Annotated in this window: 18 protein-coding genes; 9 read left to right on the forward strand and 9 right to left on the reverse strand. The window is 61.5% G+C overall.

Translation table 11 applies throughout. The features are described 5' to 3' along the window. Window positions 1-80 precede the first annotated feature (80 nt). Window positions 81-1,364 carry an MFS transporter gene (locus tag LWH94_RS14740; protein ID WP_232902700.1) on the reverse strand — a complete coding sequence of 428 codons (1,284 nt, stop codon included), beginning with the start codon at window positions 1,362-1,364 and terminating at the stop codon, window positions 81-83. Window positions 1,365-1,604: 240 nt separating this feature from the next. On the opposite strand from LWH94_RS14740, the gene LWH94_RS14745 reads away from it, so the two are divergent. The 4 genes from LWH94_RS14745 (at window position 1,605) to LWH94_RS14760 (ending at window position 6,438) form a co-directional block, all read left to right on the forward strand. Continuing rightward, on the forward strand, window positions 1,605-2,507 hold the full coding sequence (locus tag LWH94_RS14745) for a helix-turn-helix transcriptional regulator (RefSeq protein WP_094624548.1): 903 nt from the start codon (window positions 1,605-1,607) through the stop codon (window positions 2,505-2,507). A gap of 9 nt (window positions 2,508-2,516) precedes the next feature. After that, window positions 2,517-4,277 (forward strand): ExeM/NucH family extracellular endonuclease, encoded by a 1,761-nt coding sequence (locus tag LWH94_RS14750; protein WP_232902701.1) that lies wholly within the window; start codon window positions 2,517-2,519, stop codon window positions 4,275-4,277. Window positions 4,278-4,370: 93 nt separating this feature from the next. Then, window positions 4,371-5,258 (forward strand): alpha/beta fold hydrolase, encoded by an 888-nt coding sequence (locus LWH94_RS14755; RefSeq protein WP_199457731.1) that lies wholly within the window; start codon window positions 4,371-4,373, stop codon window positions 5,256-5,258. 136 nt (window positions 5,259-5,394) lie between these two features. Continuing rightward, window positions 5,395-6,438 carry an AraC family transcriptional regulator gene (locus LWH94_RS14760; protein ID WP_232902702.1) on the forward strand — a complete coding sequence of 348 codons (1,044 nt, stop codon included), beginning with the start codon at window positions 5,395-5,397 and terminating at the stop codon, window positions 6,436-6,438. Between the two features lies 1 nt (window position 6,439). On the opposite strand, the gene queE is transcribed toward LWH94_RS14760, so the two are convergent. Further along, window positions 6,440-7,096, reverse strand: a complete 657-nt coding sequence (gene queE / locus LWH94_RS14765; RefSeq protein WP_094624366.1) for a 7-carboxy-7-deazaguanine synthase — start codon at window positions 7,094-7,096, stop codon at window positions 6,440-6,442. Beyond that, window positions 7,096-7,761 carry a 7-cyano-7-deazaguanine synthase QueC gene (queC, locus tag LWH94_RS14770; protein WP_232902703.1) on the reverse strand — a complete coding sequence of 222 codons (666 nt, stop codon included), beginning with the start codon at window positions 7,759-7,761 and terminating at the stop codon, window positions 7,096-7,098. The genes queE and queC overlap by 1 nt, the downstream gene beginning before the upstream one ends. Before the next feature lie 149 nt (window positions 7,762-7,910). Between queC and LWH94_RS14775 the strand changes: the two genes are divergently transcribed. Then, window positions 7,911-8,423 (forward strand): 3'-5' exonuclease, encoded by a 513-nt coding sequence (locus LWH94_RS14775; protein WP_094624547.1) that lies wholly within the window; start codon window positions 7,911-7,913, stop codon window positions 8,421-8,423. Here the strand turns inward: LWH94_RS14775 and LWH94_RS14780 are convergent. Beyond that, complete coding sequence (locus LWH94_RS14780) at window positions 8,392-8,643, reverse strand: hypothetical protein (RefSeq protein WP_022990482.1); 252 nt, start codon at window positions 8,641-8,643, stop codon at window positions 8,392-8,394. The two genes, LWH94_RS14775 and LWH94_RS14780, sit on opposite strands and share 32 nt — an antisense overlap. A 532-nt stretch (window positions 8,644-9,175) precedes the next feature. Between LWH94_RS14780 and LWH94_RS14785 the strand changes: the two genes are divergently transcribed. Next, window positions 9,176-9,448 (forward strand): hypothetical protein, encoded by a 273-nt coding sequence (locus LWH94_RS14785; RefSeq protein ID WP_036220218.1) that lies wholly within the window; start codon window positions 9,176-9,178, stop codon window positions 9,446-9,448. Between the two features lie 20 nt (window positions 9,449-9,468). On the opposite strand, the gene LWH94_RS14790 is transcribed toward LWH94_RS14785, so the two are convergent. From LWH94_RS14790 to LWH94_RS14800, 3 genes are read right to left on the reverse strand one after another with little or no spacing between them, the layout of a single operon-like run. Beyond that, window positions 9,469-9,882, reverse strand: a complete 414-nt coding sequence (locus LWH94_RS14790) for a response regulator (protein WP_232902705.1) — start codon at window positions 9,880-9,882, stop codon at window positions 9,469-9,471. A 27-nt stretch (window positions 9,883-9,909) separates the two neighbouring features. Continuing rightward, window positions 9,910-10,455: a hypothetical protein gene (locus LWH94_RS14795; RefSeq protein WP_232902706.1), complete on the reverse strand. Its 546-nt coding sequence runs from the start codon at window positions 10,453-10,455 to the stop codon at window positions 9,910-9,912. Then, window positions 10,448-13,993 carry a response regulator gene (locus LWH94_RS14800; RefSeq protein ID WP_232902707.1) on the reverse strand — a complete coding sequence of 1,182 codons (3,546 nt, stop codon included), beginning with the start codon at window positions 13,991-13,993 and terminating at the stop codon, window positions 10,448-10,450. The genes LWH94_RS14795 and LWH94_RS14800 overlap by 8 nt, the downstream gene beginning before the upstream one ends. A gap of 101 nt (window positions 13,994-14,094) precedes the next feature. Between LWH94_RS14800 and LWH94_RS14805 the strand changes: the two genes are divergently transcribed. Next, window positions 14,095-15,195 (forward strand): hypothetical protein, encoded by a 1,101-nt coding sequence (locus LWH94_RS14805; RefSeq protein WP_232902708.1) that lies wholly within the window; start codon window positions 14,095-14,097, stop codon window positions 15,193-15,195. A 3-nt stretch (window positions 15,196-15,198) separates the two neighbouring features. Here LWH94_RS14805 and LWH94_RS14810 read toward each other — a convergent pair whose 3' ends face one another. Further along, window positions 15,199-15,426, reverse strand: a complete 228-nt coding sequence (locus LWH94_RS14810; protein ID WP_232902709.1) for a hypothetical protein — start codon at window positions 15,424-15,426, stop codon at window positions 15,199-15,201. Between the two features lie 144 nt (window positions 15,427-15,570). Further along, entirely contained in the window at window positions 15,571-16,857 is a 1,287-nt protein-coding gene (locus LWH94_RS14815) for a serine hydrolase domain-containing protein (protein WP_094624361.1), read from the reverse strand. Window positions 16,858-16,988: 131 nt separating this feature from the next. Here LWH94_RS14815 and ybaK point away from each other — a divergent pair, with 131 nt between their 5' ends. Both ybaK and LWH94_RS14825 read left to right on the forward strand, forming a co-directional pair. Then, on the forward strand, window positions 16,989-17,459 hold the full coding sequence (ybaK, locus tag LWH94_RS14820; protein ID WP_232902710.1) for a Cys-tRNA(Pro) deacylase: 471 nt from the start codon (window positions 16,989-16,991) through the stop codon (window positions 17,457-17,459). 4 nt (window positions 17,460-17,463) lie between these two features. Continuing rightward, the gene (locus LWH94_RS14825; protein WP_232902711.1) at window positions 17,464-18,663 is read left to right on the forward strand and encodes a cation:proton antiporter; all 1,200 of its coding nucleotides are present in this window, start codon (window positions 17,464-17,466) and stop codon (window positions 18,661-18,663) included. Window positions 18,664-18,703 lie beyond the last annotated feature (40 nt).

Below are 18,703 nucleotides of genomic sequence, written 5' to 3' on the forward strand. Positions count from 1 at the left end.
AGTATGCTAATCGTTGATTTAAATACAGATACCGAAGTGAAAATATAATCGGTGATAACCGAAAGTTTCAGCAAGTTGCGTCAGCCAGCCTGGCGCAACTCTTCCTGCATCTCTTCCACTTCCGGAGATTCGTGGAAATCCTCGTTCCGCGGATCCAGCTCGGCCAGTACCGAAGAAGCCTCCGGCATGGCGGGCACAAAGTGCTCCTGATCCTCGACCGGCACATCGTCGGTGTGAGTAATGCGGTAGCTGGTGATTACAGCCAGGACCAGCAGGAAACCGGCATTGCCGTAGAACAGGCCCGACGGCCCCAGCTGGTTGATCAGCTCGGCCATGGCGATGGGCCCGATGACACTGCCAATGCCATAGCTCAGCAGCAGGGTGGCACTGGCGGCCACGATACGGTTGCTGTCCATGCGGTCGTTGGCAATAGCCACAGCAATCGGGTACAGGGTGGCAGACAATCCGGTAAACAGCCCCACCAGCAGGGTCAGCAAGGCCAGGTTGCCGGCGCCCAGCACCGCCACACCGCCCGCCGAACTGGCAGCCGCCAGGGCCACCCAGAACATCACGCGACGACGGTCAAAGCGGTCGCACACCCGGCCCAGCGGCCAGGCCAGCAGCATGGCGGCAACAATGGCACTGGCCATAAAGGTGGACGTTTTCGCCACATCCAGCCCCACCAGGGTGGCGTAGACCGGCCCGAGGGCATAGAAGCCACCAATCAGCACCCCGCTGACCAGCGCCCCGGCAACCCCGGAGAAAGATTCCCGGGCCAGCTTGAACACCGACATCCGGGCAGCTTGCTCGATCACCGGTGCTTCCATGCGGGTCAGGGACAGCGGAATCAGGGCCAGGGCCAGTAAAATAGCGGCCAGTGAAAACGGCAGGAAGTTGGCCGGGTCACCCACATTCACGATCAGCTGGCCGCCGGCGGCGGACAGGTAGAACACAATCTGGTACACGGCAAACATGGCACCGCGATTACTGTTGGTCGCGCGGCTGGAGAACCAGCTTTCGATCACCACCAGAACGCCGGCCACGCTGAAACCGGACAATACCCGCAACACCGCCCAGAACAGGGTGGATACCGCCATCGGATACAACAGTGCGGCCACCGCAGCCATCGCCGCGAACACCGCAAACGCACGGATGTGGCCGACCCGGCCAATAATCTTGTGCACATACAATGTGCCCAGCACAAAGCCGATGGAATAGCACACCAGTACCCAGCCGATCACGTCCGGAGACACCTGCTCGATACTCAGCCGGATACCCAGCAGAGTCATAAGGAAGGCGTTGCCGCTGACCAGGAGCACAATGCTCATGATCAAGGCAGACAAAGAAACGACCATTCGGGTCATCGGCAACTCCGGCTGGGAAATCTGGATTGGAATCAATAAAAGATAGCAGCCTTAAAAGTTGCTGCAGACAGGTATTTAACCAGCCACACCAGGCCGGCACCACTAGGCACTTGCCGAAACCGAAGGCGCTGCTGGCGCCCCGTTTGACAATGTTTTACATTAATGGGCCGTAACACACCCCGGTGACGGGAGCGGGTAACATGAATGCCACGCAAATTACTGGATCGTGAGCGCTTGGTTATGAAGAAAACGGACTGGCCCATTCGCTGGGATCTGCTGCTTCGCTATCGACTCATCGAAACCATCGCACTGTGGGAAGGTCGGCTGACCACCAACCACATCTGCCACAGTTTCGGAATCGGCCGGCAGCAGGCTTCCAAAGACATCAATACCTACCTTCGGGAGCTGGCACCGGGCAACCTGGTCTACGACCGGCACCTTAAAGGCTATGTCCCCGCCCGGGATTTCAAACCGGTGGTCACCCATGGCCAGGTCAGCGAATACCATGACCTGCTGGCCCGCCAGCAAAGGCTCGGGGCCACCTTCTCGGAGCTGGATCTGGGCCTGCCCGGCAACACCGTGGTCGTGGAGCCCTGCCGCCACGTTGCGCCGGAAACCATGCGTGCGGTGGTAACCGCAACCCGTTACCGCCGCCAGCTGCGCGCCAGCTATATTTCCCTGAGCCGCCCAGAAGCCGCTGAAAGCCTGCTGGAACCCCATACCCTGGTGTGTACCGGCAATAACTGGCACGTTCGCGCCTGGTGCCATGCCAACCGCGAGTTCCGGGACTTTGCCCTGAGCCGTTTCCAGGGGCACCCGGAAGCCCTGCGCCAGAAAGCCCGGCAAACCGCCGGCCAGGATGACGACTGGCAGCGCATGGTAAGCCTGGAAATTACCCCCGACCAGCGGCTGACCGAAGCCCAGCAGCAGATCATTGCCAATGACTACGGCATGGAACAGGGCAGGCTGCACCTTGAAACCCGCGCCGCCCTGGCACCCTATGTGCTGGCACGCATGGGCATTACGCTGGATAACCTGCACCCGGACCCGCTGGTGCAACAGGTGGAACTGGCCAATCCCGACCAACTCGGTTTTGGCAGCAAACGGGAACGGGCACTCAAAGCGGTTGCCGGTCTCTGCTAGACTGGCCCGGTGACCAAGCCAGAACGAATACCCCTTATCAGCCTGATCCTCGCCGCCCTGCTACCTGCAGCGGCGGCGGCCTCCTGTGGCGATCCGGCAACCCCCATCCATCGCATCCAGTCTGATGGCACCCGCTCTCCCCTGGCCGGACAAACCGTCACTATAGAAGGCATAGTTACCCGGGACGCCCGGGAACCCGGAGGCTTCAACGGCTTTTACCTGCAACAGGCCGACCACGAAACCGATAACAACCCCGCCACCTCCGAAGCCCTGTTTATCTACACCCGCAAAAAAACCGGCAAGCCCGGGCAACGGCTGCGAGTGACCGGCACCGTCAAGGAATTCCACGGGCTGACCGAGCTGGTGGCTGTCCGGAACCTGAAAGTCTGCGGTACTGCGCCACTCCCGGAACCCGTTGAGGTCAGCCTGCCCTGGCCCGAGGTACCGGAACACCTTGAAAACATGCGAGTGAGGTTCAGCCAGCCCCTGACCATGATCGACCACTACAACCTGGCCCGCTATGGCGAACTCACCCTGGCCAGCTCCGATCAGGTTACGCCCACCGAACACCTGCCCCCGGGCGCCAAAGCCGCTGCCCGAAGCCAACGTAACCAACTCCACCGGGTACTTCTGGACGACGGCAAAAGCCAGCGCCAGCCCAACCCCGTGCCCTGGCTGAACAACCTTGCCGGCGATGCACCCCTGCGCGCCGGCGACCGGGTAACCCGGCTTGAAGGCGTTCTGGATTTCCGGTTCAGCCAGTGGCGCCTGCAACCGTCCGTGATGCCCCGGTTCCAGCGCAACAATCCCCGCCCAGACGCACCACCGGCTCCGGCCCGGAACCATGTCCGGGTCATGGCCCTGAACCTGCAGAACTTCTTTAACGGCAATGGCCGGGGCAACGGCTTCCCGACACCCAGAGGTGCCGAATCCCTTCAGCAACTGGAGGTGCAGGCCTCGCGGCTGCGCAGTGCCATCCTGCAGGCCAAGCCGGACATCCTTGCGGTCAGTGAGCTGGAAAACGACGGTTACGGCCCGGACAGCGCTATCACGCAACTGGTAGAGACGCTCGGAGAACCATGGGCATTCATCAGGACCCCGGGGCAGGACGGCTCCGATGCCATTCGTACCGCACTGCTGTACCGCACAGACCGGGTTGTACCGGCCGGTCAGCCGCACCGGCTGCGCTCCGGTACATTCCGGCACCAGGGCCGTCCGCCACTGGCACAGGCGTTTCGCCCCGCAGCCGGCGGTGATGCTTTACAGGTAGTGGTGCCGCACCTGAAATCCAAATCCTGCCGGCAAGCCTCCGGCCAGGAGACCGACCGGCAAGACGGTCAGGGCTGCTACAGCCATCGCCGCAGCGAAGAAGCCGGGGCGCTGATCCGCTGGCTGGATTCCTTGCCCGCTCCCGCCCGATTCGCCGGCACCCTGATTACCGGCGACCTCAACAGCTATGCCATGGAAACACCGGTTCAGAGATTCCGACAGGCCGGATACCATAGCCAGGTACATCGCTTTTACCCCTGCGGGCCGGAGGCTTGCGCCTACCACAGCTATCGTTACCGGGGTGAGAAGGGCTCGCTCGATTACAGCCTGGCCGACAGGCACTTGCAGCCTCGGGTCCGCCACGCGCAAACCTGGAACATCAATGCCGATGAAGCCCGGGCACTTGCCTACAACCAGCGCTCCGCCCTGTCAGGCCCTCAGCCGTGGCGGGCCTCGGACCACAATCCGGTGATCACCGACATCCATCTGGGCAATAACTGACCCGACCGACCGCCAGCACAGGCAACCCGGCAATAGCTCCCCGGCCACAGCCCGTTACACTGGGAGCCGGTTTGTTGTTACGAGGTTGTCCCCATGAGAATTCCTGCCCCCAATCTGTGGCCTGCCGCCCGCACCGGCCAGCGCTGGTTACTGCGCGCCCGCCGCAAGGAGGCCCTGGTCGACGGACACCGGCTGGTGTTTCTGGAGCGGGGCCGGCCGACACCGGGCAAGCCGACCCTGGTGCTGATTCACGGCTTTGCCGCCATGAAAGAAAACTGGGCCCTGTGGATGCAGATGCTACCCGCAGACTGGCACCTGCTGGTGCCGGATGTGCCCGGCCTGGGAGAAAGCCAGTACCGGCCAGACGCCTGCTATCGCTATGAAAGCCAGGCCCGGCGGCTCGGACAATGGCTGTCAGGCTATGCCACCGACAACCTGCACATTGCCGGCAGTTCCATGGGCGGCGCCATTGCCTCGGTGATGGCGCACACGCTCGACCGGCCACCGCGTACCGTCACCCTGCTGAACAGTGCCGGCATACCGGAACAGCCGGACGCCGACCTCAACGCACCGTTCAAAACCGACCGGGATGCCATCCTCATTCCCCGGGACTGGAGCGGGGTCTACCGAATGTTCAACAGCGTCGGCAACGGCAAACCGACTCTGCCGGGCCTGGCCATGACTGGCCTGCTGGGGCCCGACCTGCTGCAGCGCCGGGATTCCCTGCGCCATATTTTCAACGACATGCTGGCAGACCCGCTGGCACCGGCCCGCTATCTGGGAACCGAAACCCCGCCGCTGCAGGTGCAATGGGGCGACAAAGACGTTATCACGCCCACCCGCTGCGTGGACTGGTTCGGAGCCGCCACGCCCCATGCCGAGGTACACGTCTTCCGGGGCGTGGGCCACCTGCCCATGCTGGAGAAACCCGGCCGCTCGGCCCGGGTACTGGAAGACTTTATTCGCCGGCACAGTCAGTGACAGGGCCGGCATACAGGCAATTGGCCTCTCCGGCCCGTTGACCCGTCACTGGAGTCATGGGGTCGGGCACGGCAAAAGGCCATAATCTGTGACTGACTCCCTTGCATAACAACAACAGACACTGACGAGGAAACCCATGCGCGCCTCCGTTTCTACCGCACAGGACCTGGGTATGCCGGCCATCTACCTGCATACCCTGGCCGAGCTGCTCCGCACCATTGGCGTCGACGACCGGGATCTGATCCTCCGGGTCGGCCTGGACCCGGCCCGCCTGAACTCCACCGATCTCCGGGTCAGCCAGGCCCAGGCCAGTGAATTTGTTACCCGGGCGATCATCGAAAGCGGCGAACCTGGCCTGGGCATCATGCTGGCGAGGGAACTCCGGTTGCCCCTGCACGGAGCCCTGGGTACTGCGGTGATGAGCAGCCGTACCCTGGAAGAAGCGCTGGAGCTGATGACCCGTTATCTGACACTGCGGGCACCGCACCTGAAAGTGGAAAAGCACCTGAGTGGCCAGAACGCCCGTTACACCGTGTCCTGTGATGTCGAACTGGGGCCGCTGCAGGGCTTTGTGCTGGATGCTGTGCTGTACGGCTGCGTATCCATGGGAGCCCAGCTGACCGGGGCTGCGGTGCCCGGTACCCGGATTCTCCGGCGCGGCCCGGAGCCGAATCATTTCCACCGATTCCGTCGCGTGGTGGGCGTGCCGGTAGAGTATGGCGCCCATGAGGATGCCCTGGTAATTCCCGTCAGCCAGCTGGCACAGCCGGTCCGGTTCAGCAATGAACAGCTGGCAGAGAGCTCGCGGGAACAGTGTGAAGAAGCGCTGAAACAACTCACGGAAGACGCCGGCTTTGCCTGCCGGGTGCGCAGGGTAATCGAAACCAGCCATCCGTTCCCGCCGAAACTGGCCCGGGTGGCCAGTACCCTGTTTGTCTCGGAACGGACGCTCAAGCGCCGGCTGCAGGAAGAAGACGCCAGTTTCCAGAACCTGGTCGACCAGGTTCGGCTGGAGCGGGCACAGGACTTGCTCGGCACCACGGGCATGAACCTGAGCCAGATTGCCGATGCCCTGGGCTACGCCGATGCCGCCAACTTTACCCGTGCCTTCAAACGCTGGACCGGCCTGAGCCCGAGCCACTTCCGTGCCCGGGAAACCGGTTTCCGGAAAACCGCCTGAGTCAGTCGATGCCCAGAATCTTGTGCATCTGCAGGGTCAGGCGCCATTGCGGATGGGCCAGGCAGTAATCGGTCGCCTTGCGGGTATTGCTCTGTTTGACCGGATCATTGCCCTGGTCCGGCACCGAGGGCGAAGCCATCGGAGACAAAAAGTAATGCCGGGCCCGGATGCCCAGAAAGCGCTCCGGGGGGGCCAGCGGTTGAGGAAAGACCAGCTTCAGTTCATCACACTCGGTTATCACCACCTCGGCGTCCGCCTTGGGGCTCACACACAGCCAGTCGATACCGTCCGGCGCCGGCAGGGTGCCATTGGTTTCCACCCCCACTTCGAAGCCCTCGGCATGGAAGGCTGCAATCAGCGGCTCATCCAGCTGCAACAACGGTTCGCCCCCGGTGCACACCACGTAGGGTCTGCCAGGGGCATCCGGCCACAGGCTGCGGATATGGGCCGCCAGCGCCTCGGCGGTTTCAAAGCGGCCGCCGTTCTGGCCATCGGTACCAACAAAGTCGGTATCGCAGAAATTGCACACCGCCGTCGCTCGGTCCTGCTCCCGGCCATTCCACAGATTGCATTTGCTGAACCGGCAGAACACCGCCGCCCGGCCCGCCTGGGCGCCCTCGCCCTGCAAGGTGTAAAAGGCTTCTTTCACCCGGTACATCAGGCATTGCCCTCGTAGGCCAGCGGATCGTCCAGGCCGTGGGCGGCGAACGCTTCCAGCCGCTCGACACAGGAGCCGCAACGGCCGCAGGCTTTATCCCGGCCGTTGTAGCAGGTCCAGGTCTGGCTGTAATCCAGGCCAAGCTTCAGGCCTTCAGCCAGGATTTCGCCCTTGTCCAGGGCCATGAACGGCGCTTCGATACCCACCGGTTCGTAATTGGCGATGCGGCATACAGCGTCCATCTTCTCCACAAATTCGGGCCGGCAGTCCGGATAGATGGCGTGATCGCCGCCGTGGGCGCCATACCAGACAGCCCCCGCGCCCACGGTTACCGCGTAGCCGGTGGCCAGGGACAGCAGAATCATGTTGCGGTTGGGCACCACAGTGGACTTCATGGAGTCTTCTTCATAGTGCCCTTCCGGCACCTCGGCGTCAGAGGTCAGGGAAGAACCGGCCATCACCTCGCTCATGGCGCGGATATCAATCACCTTGTGGAGAATACCCTCGGCCTGGCACACGGCGCGCGCCGCCTCCAGCTCCCGTACATGGCGCTGGCCGTAATTGAACGACAGCGCATGGACCTTCAGACCCCGGGAACGGGCCAGGTGGAGCAGGGTAAACGAGTCCATGCCTCCGGAATAAATAACGACAACAGTGTCAGTCATGGGAATCTCACCACAATAGCAGGGGGTGTGTCACAGGGCGTTCAAAGCTGAGCGGTATTGTAACAGCGCAAACACCGGTTGGGTTCGCGTCAACTCAGGATCGGCGGTAAACTCGGGAGAAAACGACAATGAACCAGAACCGACACCTGATGCAACCGGATTCCTGCCCAGCGTTTATCGACTTCGAGGCCTCCAGCCTTGACCTGATCGCCAGTTACCCGATCGAGGTTGGCCTGTGCCTGCCTGACGGCACCCTGCACAGCTGGCTGATCCGCCCCAACAGGCAATGGCAGGACTGGTCCGACAGTGCCGAGGCCATTCACGGTATCACCCGCAGCCGGCTGGAGCAGGACGGCCGGCCGGTAGCCGAGGTTGTCGAACAGCTGAACGGGTTGCTGTCAGGGCAGGTGTTCTGTGATGCCTGGACCTTCGACAGTTTCTGGCTGCATCGCCTGTACCGGGCCGCCGGAGAAACACCGGCCTTCCAGCTGGAGTCCATCTCCATGCTGCTCGACCAGACCCAGGTCCGGCACTGGTCCGGCGTGCGCCAGCAGGTGATTGCCGAACTGGGCCTGCCGGTTCACCGGGCCGCCAACGACGCCCTGATCCTGCACCACACCTGGCAAAAACTTACTTGCCGGGGCGAAGCCTCAGTGCAATAACTTCCAGGCCATCCCGGGCTGTATGCAGGGTCCAGTAAGTGGCCAGGGCCATCAGGCTGGCGCCCACAACGGTGAAGCTCAGGTTGTCTCCCACAGACTGCCCCTGGGCGATCACCAGGTAAACGGCAACGGCGGCGAGCAGTGCGATTTCAACGATAAAATCAGAACGGAACTTGTTGCGGGCGGGGGCAGGGTCTTCGGGCATTTTCTTCGGTTTCAACCTCTGTATTCGGTTTAAGTGTACCACTTGATTGGTGTGCAAATTATCGCCAATCCGGCCGGAATTGGCTGTAGGGACTAGTGGCTACGAAGTTTCCGAAGGCGAAAAAAAACGCAGCCCATGGGGGCTGCGTAGAAAGGAGAGATCCATCCGATACCTGATACGGAGGCATCGAGGATTGCACAACGTAAAAACACGTGACGCTGCGAATTATGGCCCCGAGAGCCCACGGCGTCTGTACGGGTTTGCCGAATGGCAGAGGCTATTGCAAACCGGCCAATTGCCGATACACTGATACCGAACCGAAATCACAGAGCCGATAGGTCCAGAATGATTACCAAGTACACCGTTATTACCACCGCCGGTTGCCAAGCAGGGCAATCCGTGCGCGCCATGGTGAAAGACATCTAACGGCTTTCGGTCAGTCCCGGGAGCCATTGCAGCGACCGGGGCAGCTTCTCTGCCAGACCCCGGTTGCCTCAGGCCCCGGGGTTTTCTGTTTTTGCAGCCGCAAAACGACAAGGAGAAGATCATGAGAAGACATCCGACTACACGGGCAGCCAACCAGCCAATGACCAACCGGCAGGCACCGATCAAACGTCCGGAAAAGCTGCCGCTGCTGGATGCGATTTGCAAGAAACTGAATCAGCGCGTCAACCTGGATGACGAGCAGCGGGTGCTGGGTCTGTACGAGCGTGGCTGGATTTTCAAGGGTGTGCTGAGCAACCTGGACGGCGCCGAGGCCCGCTATGTGCGTGCGCTGGCCACCCGTTACAACTCCTGGATTGCCCGCCAGGTGGCCTGAACCAACGCAGGCTGGACCGGTCAGTGGTGCCGGTTCAGCCCCTGCATCTGCGCCATGTCGCCACCGTGGACCATGGCGTAGTTACTCACCACATCGTGAATTTTTTCCTGGGAATAGGGCTTGACCACGTAGCCGTTGGCGCCGGCACTGATTGCCCGCTGGATACTCTCAATCGAATCATCCGCCGTTACCAGCACGATGTGCTGCTCCTTGCGAACCTCCTTGAAGCGGGTCATCAACTCGTGGCCGTTGCCGTCCGGCAGCCCCAGGTCCAGCAGAATGATCTGGTATTCACTGGCGTCGAACGCTGCCCTGGCCGAAGCCACATCACTGCATTCCGTCACCAGCGTTGCGCCCGCCTTGTACAGCATCTGTACCAGCCGCTCGCGCATGACCGGCTCGTCTTCAACCACCAGTACTCTCAGATCCGTCATCCATTCTCTCCTGTTGTGTCCCGTTACTCAGAATGAGTCATTGCCGGTTTTGCGCGGCAGCTCCAGCGGCGCAGGGCCCGGCCGGCCCTGTTCCCGCTCGCCGGCTGGCCGGCTGTCGGCACCCTCGCCGGCTCCGGCCCCTTCCCGCACCAGTATATTGCTGATGCTGACCGCCGTTGTGTACAACGAAATGGCCACAATCAGCAGCACCGGCTGCACAAAGGCCACAAACCCCGGGACTTCGGTATTGCCCACGATACTCAACATCAGAATGATGGACGGCCCCAGCACCACAAACAAGGTCAGGGCAATGAAAAAGACAATGCGCTCCTTGTACCGGCCCAGATCGCGGTTGGTCACCAGCCCCAGCACAAACTTGCCGATGGCCAGGCCTGCCATGATGGTCGCGGCAATGCTCAGGTCCGCCCGCATCAGGGTTTCATAGACATTGCCATCCCACAGCCGCTGCATGGCAATGACAAGAAACGGAAACAGCACAAACAGCACGTCTGCGTAGGTGCCGTACATCATACTCAGTGAATTGTTTTCCTGGGGGCGATTCTGGTCACTCATGGGTCTGTTCCTGTCGGGTACCGGTGGTTGAAACCAGTGCCTTCAGAGCCTGGTCAATCATATGGTTCAGTTGTTCCAGCCGTTGTGCGATTTCCGGCCAGTCGTATTCATTCTGTCGCAGGCAGTGTTCAAGCCTGCCCGCCTGTTCCGTCATCATCGGGTAGCCCATGGCTCCGGCCGTACCCTTGATCTGGTGGCTCTCGGTGCGCAGCACGTCAACATTCCGGTCGTCCAGGGCCAGCTTCATGCGGCGCTGGCGCTCCGCAAGGCCGGACAGGAAGCGGGAAACAAGGTGCGCCAGGTCATCATCAAGGCCCGAGCTGTCCACGGTCTGCGCTCCCAGATAGCGATCCAGCAGGGCCTGCAGGTGGCTCTGGTCGATGGGCTTGTTGAGCACGCCATCACAGCCGGCTGCCAGCAGGGCTTCGTTCTCGGCCTGGTCACCGGCGGTGAAGGCTATCAGGGGCCGGCGGAATCCGGCCTGGCGAAGCAGGCGGGTAGCTTCCACGCCGTCCATTCCCGGCATGTGGCGATCCATCAACACCAGGTGCACGGTATCCGACAGTGCGCGGCGCACAGCTTCATCCCCCGAGGCCACCAGAACCGGGTCCAGGCCGAGGCGCCGGAGCATGCGCTCCACCAACCGACGGTTGTCCTCGTTGTCTTCGGCCACCAGAACCCGGCCGGAATAGCTCCTGTCCGTAGCAGTAACCGGCTCCGGGCAATGGGTCAGGTAGCGGGCCAGCATCTCGTAGAACCGCTGCTTGTCGATCGGCTTGGCCAGGTGCTCGTTACAGCCAGCCATCCGATATTCCGCAATATCCTCGGCCATGACATTAGCCGTAAGGGCAATAATGGGCGTATTGATACCTGCTTCACGAATCGCCTGGGTGGCATCCCGGCCGTTCATGACCGGCATTTGGATATCCATCAGGATCAGGTCGAAGTCTTCGCGCCTTACCCGTTCCAGGGCTTCGGCACCGTTAGCCACATGCACCAGCTCGGCGCCGGTACGGGCCACCAGCAGGGATACCAGCCGGCGGTTCACTTCGTTGTCTTCGGCACACAGGATCCGGCCCGACAACCTCGGTGCCAGCACCATGGCAATGGCCCGTCGGCGCTGGCTGAATTCCGAGGCATCCCGCAGGAAGTGCACCTGCTGCAGGCTGCCGGTGCTGATGGAAACCTCGAATTCGCTGCCCTCGCCGTAGGTACTGGTTACCCGGATATCCCCTCCCAGCAGCTCCGCCAGCCGGCGGGAAATACTCAGCCCCAGCCCGGTGCCACCGTACTGGCGGGAAATGGCGGTGCTGCCCTGGGCGAACGGATCAAACAACCGCTCCAGCTGCTCCGGCTTCATGCCGATACCGGTATCGACCACCCGGGCAATCAGGGTTTCGGCCTCGCGGTCACAGCGGATGACCAGGGAAATCGAGCCACTTTCCGTGAATTTCAGCGCATTTGCACACAGGTTGATGATAATTTGCCGGTATCGGGTGGGGTCCGTGCAGATCTGCTCTGGCAGCGGATACTCGCAGACAATGCGGAAATCCAGGCCTTTCTCCCGGGCCCGTGGCTCGAAGAACGCGCGGACCTCATCCAGCAACTCCGGCAGGTTCACCGGCACCACATCCACGTCCAGCTTGTTGGCGTCGATCTTGGAGTGGTCCAGGATGTCGTTCACCAGTTCCAGCAGGTGCCGGCCACTGCGCACCACGGTTTCGGCGCTGCTGCGCTTTTCCCGGTCGTCCAGGTCCGGGTCCAGCAGGGTTTCGCCGTAACCGATGATCGCCGCCAGCGGCGTCCGGATTTCATGGCTCATGTTGGCCAGGAACTGGCTCTTGGCCTTGGCGGAGTTGCGGGCCAGCTCTTTCTCCAGCCGTTCCTGTTCCCGTTCACGCTCGATCTGCAGGCGCTGGTGGCTTTCGGTGGCATCGATGCAGGTGCCTTCCAGGTGCACCGGCATGCCCTCGGCATCGTAGGCGGTGTGCAAGGAGATGGTCGCCCAGCGCTCCTCGCCCTCACGGGTAAAATACCGGGCTTCGATGCCTTTAACCGTGCCCCGTGCTTCCAGCTGCTCCACCACCAGCCGCCGCAGGCGCTCATCGGCTATGCAGGTTTCCAGCACGTCCGGATTTTCATCCAGCAGTTCACGGCTGCTGTTGTAACCCAGAAGCTCTGCCATGGCCGGGTTGGCGGTCACAAATTTCCGCTCCGGTGACATCTGGAACACGCCTTCGATGGCGTTGTTGAACAGCGACTGGTAACGCCCAAGGTTGGCCAGGGCCCGGCGGTTCCAGGCCATGGCTTCACCCTGTACCTGCTTGATGCGGTCGGCCAGGGCAAAGGAAAACAGGATGATCTGGGCCGTCAGCCCGAACTGCGGGGCGTAGGTGGTAAAGGTATTCAGCGGCAGGTAGCCCATCACCGTCAGGGCATAGATACCAAAGCCGATCAGCGCCATGGTCCAGGCGTAGAAATAAGCCCGGGCGGCCGGGTTGTAGTAACGCCAGGACAGGTAACTGACCACGATCAGGATGATACTGAGCAGGATCGAATCCAGTACGATCCATTCCATCGCCACCGAATAGGGCATAAAAATGGACAGGCCAAAGGTGAGCACCACCGAATACAGGCACAGCCGCAGCACCTGGTCCAGGTCTGGTGAACGCTCACGGGTTTCCAGCAGGGAGCGGGCCATCAGCAGGCCAAAGAACCAGGTCAGGATGATCTGGTAGTGCAGGTAATCCTTGTTCAGCAAGGCAGGCCGTTCATCCAGCAACTGCACGCCGTGGACCTGCTCGGTAGAAATAAACACCGCCGCACCCACCAGGTAGAGCACATAGTAGATGTTGCTGCGTTCGCGCACCGACACCGCCACAAACAGGTTGTAGGCCAGGATCGCCAGGATGGCACCGAGCAGCACCCCGCGCACCGCTTCATCAATAGAAACTTTCTCGATGTATTCGTTCGGGTGCCAGAGGGTGATGGGCAGGCGGAAGGTGTTTGTATTGGTGATGCGCAGGAATACCCGCGTGCGGCTGTCAGGAGGCAGCTTCAGCCGGAAAGTAGGGTTGGGCACGGCCAGGTCGCGGTCTTCCCAGTTGTCCTGGTAGCCGGCCTGGCGCTGGTCTACCAGCATGCCATCCCGCTCAAGAAACAACTCGACGCTGTCCACCAGCGGTAGCGCCAGCTCCAGTATCCAGTCGGTCTCGCCCTGCAGGGCATGGGTACTCAGGTCAAAGCGGGTCCAGTAAGCAGACTCGGTGTAGCCGAAGTTGAGCACGCCGGATTCATGCTGGGTGAAGGCTTCGGCCTCAAGGTTTCTGAGCTGATCAATCGACAGGCTCTGGTCCGGATCTTCCAGGTACCGCAAGCATCCGCCCAGGTCACGGATGGCACCGGTGTTCCGGTCAAGCCGGACTTCGCCACTGCGGCAGGCATCCTGGGCCATGGCCGGGGCCGGCAGAATCAGGGCTGCCAGTACAAGAAACAGGACCAGCACCGGAATCCCGGCCTGGGCGAACCGTTGCTGCAAAATGTGATCTCCGCGCGGGTAGCTGCGTGCTTTATCGTTTATTGTCAGCACAGCTCACTTTAGCCTTTCACAACGAATTTCGCACCCCGGGGCCTTCTGAAATGAGACATTCCTGCCTTTTTGTTGCCATATCACTGGCGTTGCTGACCCTGAGTGGGTGCCGTGTGGAGAGCGGTGGCAGCGATGACTCCTCCGCCTTCAACCCGGCCGATGATGTCGACCTGACCTTCCGTACCTTTGGCCTGGCCGACACCGAACAGGCCCCGGACACTCTGAGCTTCACCCGTTTCAGTGATTTTTATCCAGGCATTGAGCCGGCCGGAAACGACGACACGGCCGGGAACCAGGAGCTTGTCGAAAGCATCCGGCGTCATATCGACCAGTTTATCGGCGCCCAACCGACAGACGATGGCAAGGCCTATACCCGGGTTCGAAACCCGCTCGACCTGATGAACCAGGTAATCAGCGTGGGCCGTGTGGATAACTTTGATGAAGGCAGGCGCTATATCCGCGAGCGAATCGCCTCGGGCGAAGCCGGTAACTACAACAGCCGCAGCGCCGGCGCCATCATCCGGTTTACCGACCAGGATGCCGTGGCCAACCAGGAAGCGCTCAACAATCGCCAGTGGTTTTACCAGACCCTGGACTGGCGTTATCAGCCGCCCGCGGAAAACCTCGATGGCAAGGTTTACCGGGTGATTCAATATGTCGCCCGCAACGTTGAGGAAACGGAGCGCGAGCAGCAACCGCAGCTGCTCAGCCTGCTGTCCGGCAGCCGTTTCAACGCCAATGAATTCAGTAACCTTGGTTACAACCAGCCGGAGTTTGCCACCGTCGATTATGTCAGCCGGAGCTACGGCGGTATTGAGTTAAGGCAGGAGTTTGCAGAAGAGGCGCAGAAAGACACCCTGTACATCAAAAACCCGGACCAGCAGATACTCGACCTGAGCAGCTATCAGAGTGCCGATGCCGACCCCAGTCCGGACTGCATCCGGGTTGAGCTGAACTACGCCATGAGCGAGGTACGTCTGTACGCCTCCAATAACGAGCCGGCAAGGGTTCCGGACCCACAAGCGGATCCGGCCGACTACCCGACCGAAGAAGATATTCCCAGGGTACCGAACGAGAACAACTGTACCTACCAGCCGGCAGACCAGGCCATAACGTTCTGGAGTGCTGAATCGGCCGCCAACCGGCAGTAGCGGCTACAAATCCCAGTTCTGCAAAACCCCCTTCTTGCGGCTGATCATGCGCTCATAGGTAGAAATCATCAGGGCAGCGTGGGGGGCCTTGGTCATGCGCAGGGTTTCGATACGGCGTTCAAGCCGCTCTACTTCGTTGCACAGCTGTTGCTGGACCTGGGAGCGCATGCTCTCGTGATAGTCCAGTTGCACGCGGCGGGGTTCGGGCGGGGATAGCCTTGATTTTGGCATAGGGGTCTCATCCATTGAGTCGTTGGTAACTTCCACATCCTGAAAGTCTTGCGTGAAAAAGTGTGCCGGACTGTCCGACAAAGTTCAATTAAAATGAACAAGCTTTCACTTTTTTTAACACTCCGTTAACCCCGGTGCCCCGGCTCATGCTGCCACCAGCCTGCGGCGATGCTCCGGCAATAACGGAAACTGCTTGCACACAGTATAGACAAACTTCCCCAGCGCGGGTAAATGATGGCCGACTATCGGGAAGCCGGTATTGAGCAGGCTGACCGAAATATCCCGGGCCGGGTCCGCCCAGCAGAACTTGTTGATCAAGCCCACGTGGCCAAAGGCATAGCGGCTTTGCGGCCCCCAGAGCCCCACCGGATTGCCGCCCAGCATCATGCCGGCACTGAAGCGCATGGGCAACATCATGGTACGGTCCACCTGGAGGGATCCGAACTGCTGGATCGCACGCCGGATGGTGAGTTCGCTGCAGATCCGCTGGCCATTCCAGGTGCCGCCATTCAGCATCATCTGAAAGAACCGGCTCATCTCCTCAGCGGTGCCACACAGGTTACCGGCGGGAATCACCGCTTCCTGGAAACGGGGATCATTGGTCACTCGCTCAACGGTCCCGATGTCGCCGCCCAGCGCCCGGTTAACAATCCAGGACACCGGAAACCTCGGGGTAGGCCCGGTGGCGTAGTTACTGGCCAGGTCCGGAAGGTGTTCCGCACCAATACCGTAGGTGAACCATTTCATGCCCATGGGCCCGCGCAGGTACTTGTCCAGGTAGGCATCAATGCTGTCGCCGGTCACCTTCTCCAGCACCCGCTGCAACACAAAGCCGCCGGTGATGGCGTGGTAAGCCACCTTGGCGCCGTCTACTTCCACCGGCCGGGCGTTACACAGCAATCGCCAGATTTCGTCTTTATCCCACAACACATCAATGGGGGTTTCCCGGGGAATGGCCGGAATGCCGCCCCGGTGCGACAGGATCTGGTGCACGGTTATGGTGCGCTTACCGCTGCTGGCAAATTCCGGGCAGTAGTAGGACACCGGGTCCATCAGGTTCACCAGCCCCTGCTCTGCCAGCATATGCATCAGCAAGGCAGTCACCGCCTTGGAGGCAGAGAAAAAGCAGACGGGGGTTTCGGTAGTCATCGGCACCCGGGGCATCGAGCGGGGATCGTGGGGCCCGTTACCCCGGCTATGACCGATGGCACGATGCAGCACCTGCTCGCCCCGATAACGCAAAGACAGCTGGATACCGGGATGAACCCCGGTCCGGTAAAGGGCTTCCACGCTGCGCCACACGGCTTCCGGAACCTCTGGGGCCAGGTCGACCCGTTCCGGGTGCTCCGAGGCAGTGTCCCGGAAGGTGACCGAGTGCAGGTCCCGGGGAATGGCGCTGAGGTTCAGGGCGCGGCGAGCCAGTGAATGCATATTGTTGCCTTTGTTTTATATCTGAATGGTTTCACTATAGATCAAAGCACATCATCCGGCAGCAACCGGGATGCAGTTACCGGCGCCCCGTGGTTTAATTCCGGCAAACCGTGATTGCAACAGGAGCCTGCATGACCCCCGGAATTCTCGCCGCCCAACGCGCCAGGGTGGCTTTTACCGTGCACGAGTACGAGCATGACCCGGCCGCCGAAAGCTACGGCAACGAAGCCGTGGAAAAAACCGGCGCCAATCCGGACCAGGTGTTCAAAACCCTGGTTGTCTCGCTGGATGGCAAAGACCTCGCCGTCGCCGTGGTGCCGGTATCCGCCATGCTCAGCCTGAAGCTGATTGCCCGGGCCGCCGGGGCCAAGAAGGCCGCCATGGCCGACAAACAGCTGGTTCAGCGCACTACCGGCTATGTTCTGGGTGGCGTCAGCCCGCTGGGGCAAAAGAAGCGCCTGAAGACGTTTATCGACGACTCGGCCCGCAACTTCGCAACCCTGTTTGTCAGCGCCGGAAAACGGGGCCTGGAGATCGAACTGGCTCCGGATGACCTGGCCAGGCTCACCGGGGCCACCTTCGCGCCCCTTCAACAGGACTGATCCGGTGAATCACGCCAACGACCTTATCCTGATTGGCGCCACCCTGTTATTGGCCCTGGCGGCCCATGCGGTCGGCCAGAAAGTACATGTGCCCCGGGTCACCCTGTTGCTGTTGCTGGGCGCCCTGGCAGGGCCGGACCTTCTGGACCTGCTGCCGGCAGATGCCAGCCAGAGCTTTCACCTGATTACCCAGCTGACCCTGGCTATGGTGGGCTTTCTGCTGGGCGAGCGGATGTCTGCCCGGGACCTCAAGCAGGGCAAGGAGGCTCTGATTGTCAGCCTGGTGGTCACCTTTGTGACCGCTGCAGCCGTTACCTTGGCTACCTGGTGGGCCACCGGTAACCTGGCGGCAGCGCTCTTGCTGGGCGGCATTTCCACCGCCACGGCGCCGGCCGCCACGCTGGATGTACTGCGGGAATCCGGCGCCAACGGCCCGCTGACCCGGCTGGTGTTCCAGGTGGTGGCCATCGACGACGCCTGGGGCGCTATCCTGTTCAGTATCCTGCTGGTCAGCGCCGGACTGCTGATTGGCAACGGCGATACCCATGGCCCTACGGCCATGTTACACGGGGTGATGGAGGTCGGAGGCTCGGTACTGCTGGGTATTGTGCTGGGCCTGCCCATGGCGTGGCTGACCGGCCGGCTGCGGCCCGGTGAGCCCATGCTTCTAGAATCCGCCGGCTTTGTGTTTGTAGCCGCGGGGCTGGCCGGCTGGCTCGGCTTGTCTTACCTGCTCACCTGCATGACCCTGGGCGTGGTCGTCGCCAACCTCGCCCGGCACCACGTGCGGCCATTCCGTTCAATCGACGGTATTTCCGAACCCTTCCTGGCACTGTTCTTCTTTATGGCGGGCTACCAGCTGGACTGGCTGGCACTGCCAACACTGGGCGCACTGGGAGTGGCCTACGTGCTGGCCCGGGTGGCAGGGCGCTTTGCCGGTGGCTATCTGGGCAGCGTACTGGCCGGCTCGGCGCCCGATACCCGTAACCGCATCGGGGCCTGCCTGATGCCCCAGGCAGGCGTGGCCCTGGGCCTGGCGCTGGTAGCCACCGAACGGCTACCGGAACTGGGTTACATCCTGCCACTGGTCATCGGCGCGACCGTGGTATTCGAGATCATTGGCCCGCCACTGACGCTGATCCAGCTGCGCAAGGCGGGTGAGACCGGCAAGGGCTACCAGGAAGACCCTGACGAGGACGACTAGAAAACAAAAAAACCGGAGAGCCAATGGCTGTCCGGTTTTT

The sequence above is a fragment of the Marinobacter sp. G11 genome, assembly GCF_021282325.1.
GTDB classification, from domain to species: Bacteria; Pseudomonadota; Gammaproteobacteria; order Pseudomonadales; family Oleiphilaceae; genus Marinobacter; species Marinobacter vinifirmus.

Bases quoted from the DNA above. Each gene is read 5' to 3' on its own strand.
- LWH94_RS14760 (WP_232902702.1), top strand. From the start codon at position 5,395: ATGCGCGCCTCCGTTTCTACCGCACAGGACCTGGGTATGCCGGCCATC.
- ybaK (WP_232902710.1), top strand. From the start codon at position 16,989: ATGACCCCCGGAATTCTCGCCGCCCAACGCGCCAGGGTGGCTTTTACC.
- LWH94_RS14745 (WP_094624548.1), top strand. From the start codon at position 1,605: ATGAAGAAAACGGACTGGCCCATTCGCTGGGATCTGCTGCTTCGCTAT.
- LWH94_RS14775 (WP_094624547.1), top strand. From the start codon at position 7,911: ATGCAACCGGATTCCTGCCCAGCGTTTATCGACTTCGAGGCCTCCAGC.
- LWH94_RS14755 (WP_199457731.1), top strand. From the start codon at position 4,371: ATGAGAATTCCTGCCCCCAATCTGTGGCCTGCCGCCCGCACCGGCCAG.
- queC (WP_232902703.1), bottom strand. From the start codon at position 7,761: ATGACTGACACTGTTGTCGTTATTTATTCCGGAGGCATGGACTCGTTT.
- queE (WP_094624366.1), bottom strand. From the start codon at position 7,096: ATGTACCGGGTGAAAGAAGCCTTTTACACCTTGCAGGGCGAGGGCGCC.
- LWH94_RS14790 (WP_232902705.1), bottom strand. From the start codon at position 9,882: ATGACGGATCTGAGAGTACTGGTGGTTGAAGACGAGCCGGTCATGCGC.
- LWH94_RS14740 (WP_232902700.1), bottom strand. From the start codon at position 1,364: ATGACCCGAATGGTCGTTTCTTTGTCTGCCTTGATCATGAGCATTGTG.
- LWH94_RS14805 (WP_232902708.1), top strand. From the start codon at position 14,095: ATGAGACATTCCTGCCTTTTTGTTGCCATATCACTGGCGTTGCTGACC.
- LWH94_RS14785 (WP_036220218.1), top strand. From the start codon at position 9,176: ATGAGAAGACATCCGACTACACGGGCAGCCAACCAGCCAATGACCAAC.
- LWH94_RS14795 (WP_232902706.1), bottom strand. From the start codon at position 10,455: ATGAGTGACCAGAATCGCCCCCAGGAAAACAATTCACTGAGTATGATG.
- LWH94_RS14810 (WP_232902709.1), bottom strand. From the start codon at position 15,426: ATGCCAAAATCAAGGCTATCCCCGCCCGAACCCCGCCGCGTGCAACTG.
- LWH94_RS14815 (WP_094624361.1), bottom strand. From the start codon at position 16,857: ATGCATTCACTGGCTCGCCGCGCCCTGAACCTCAGCGCCATTCCCCGG.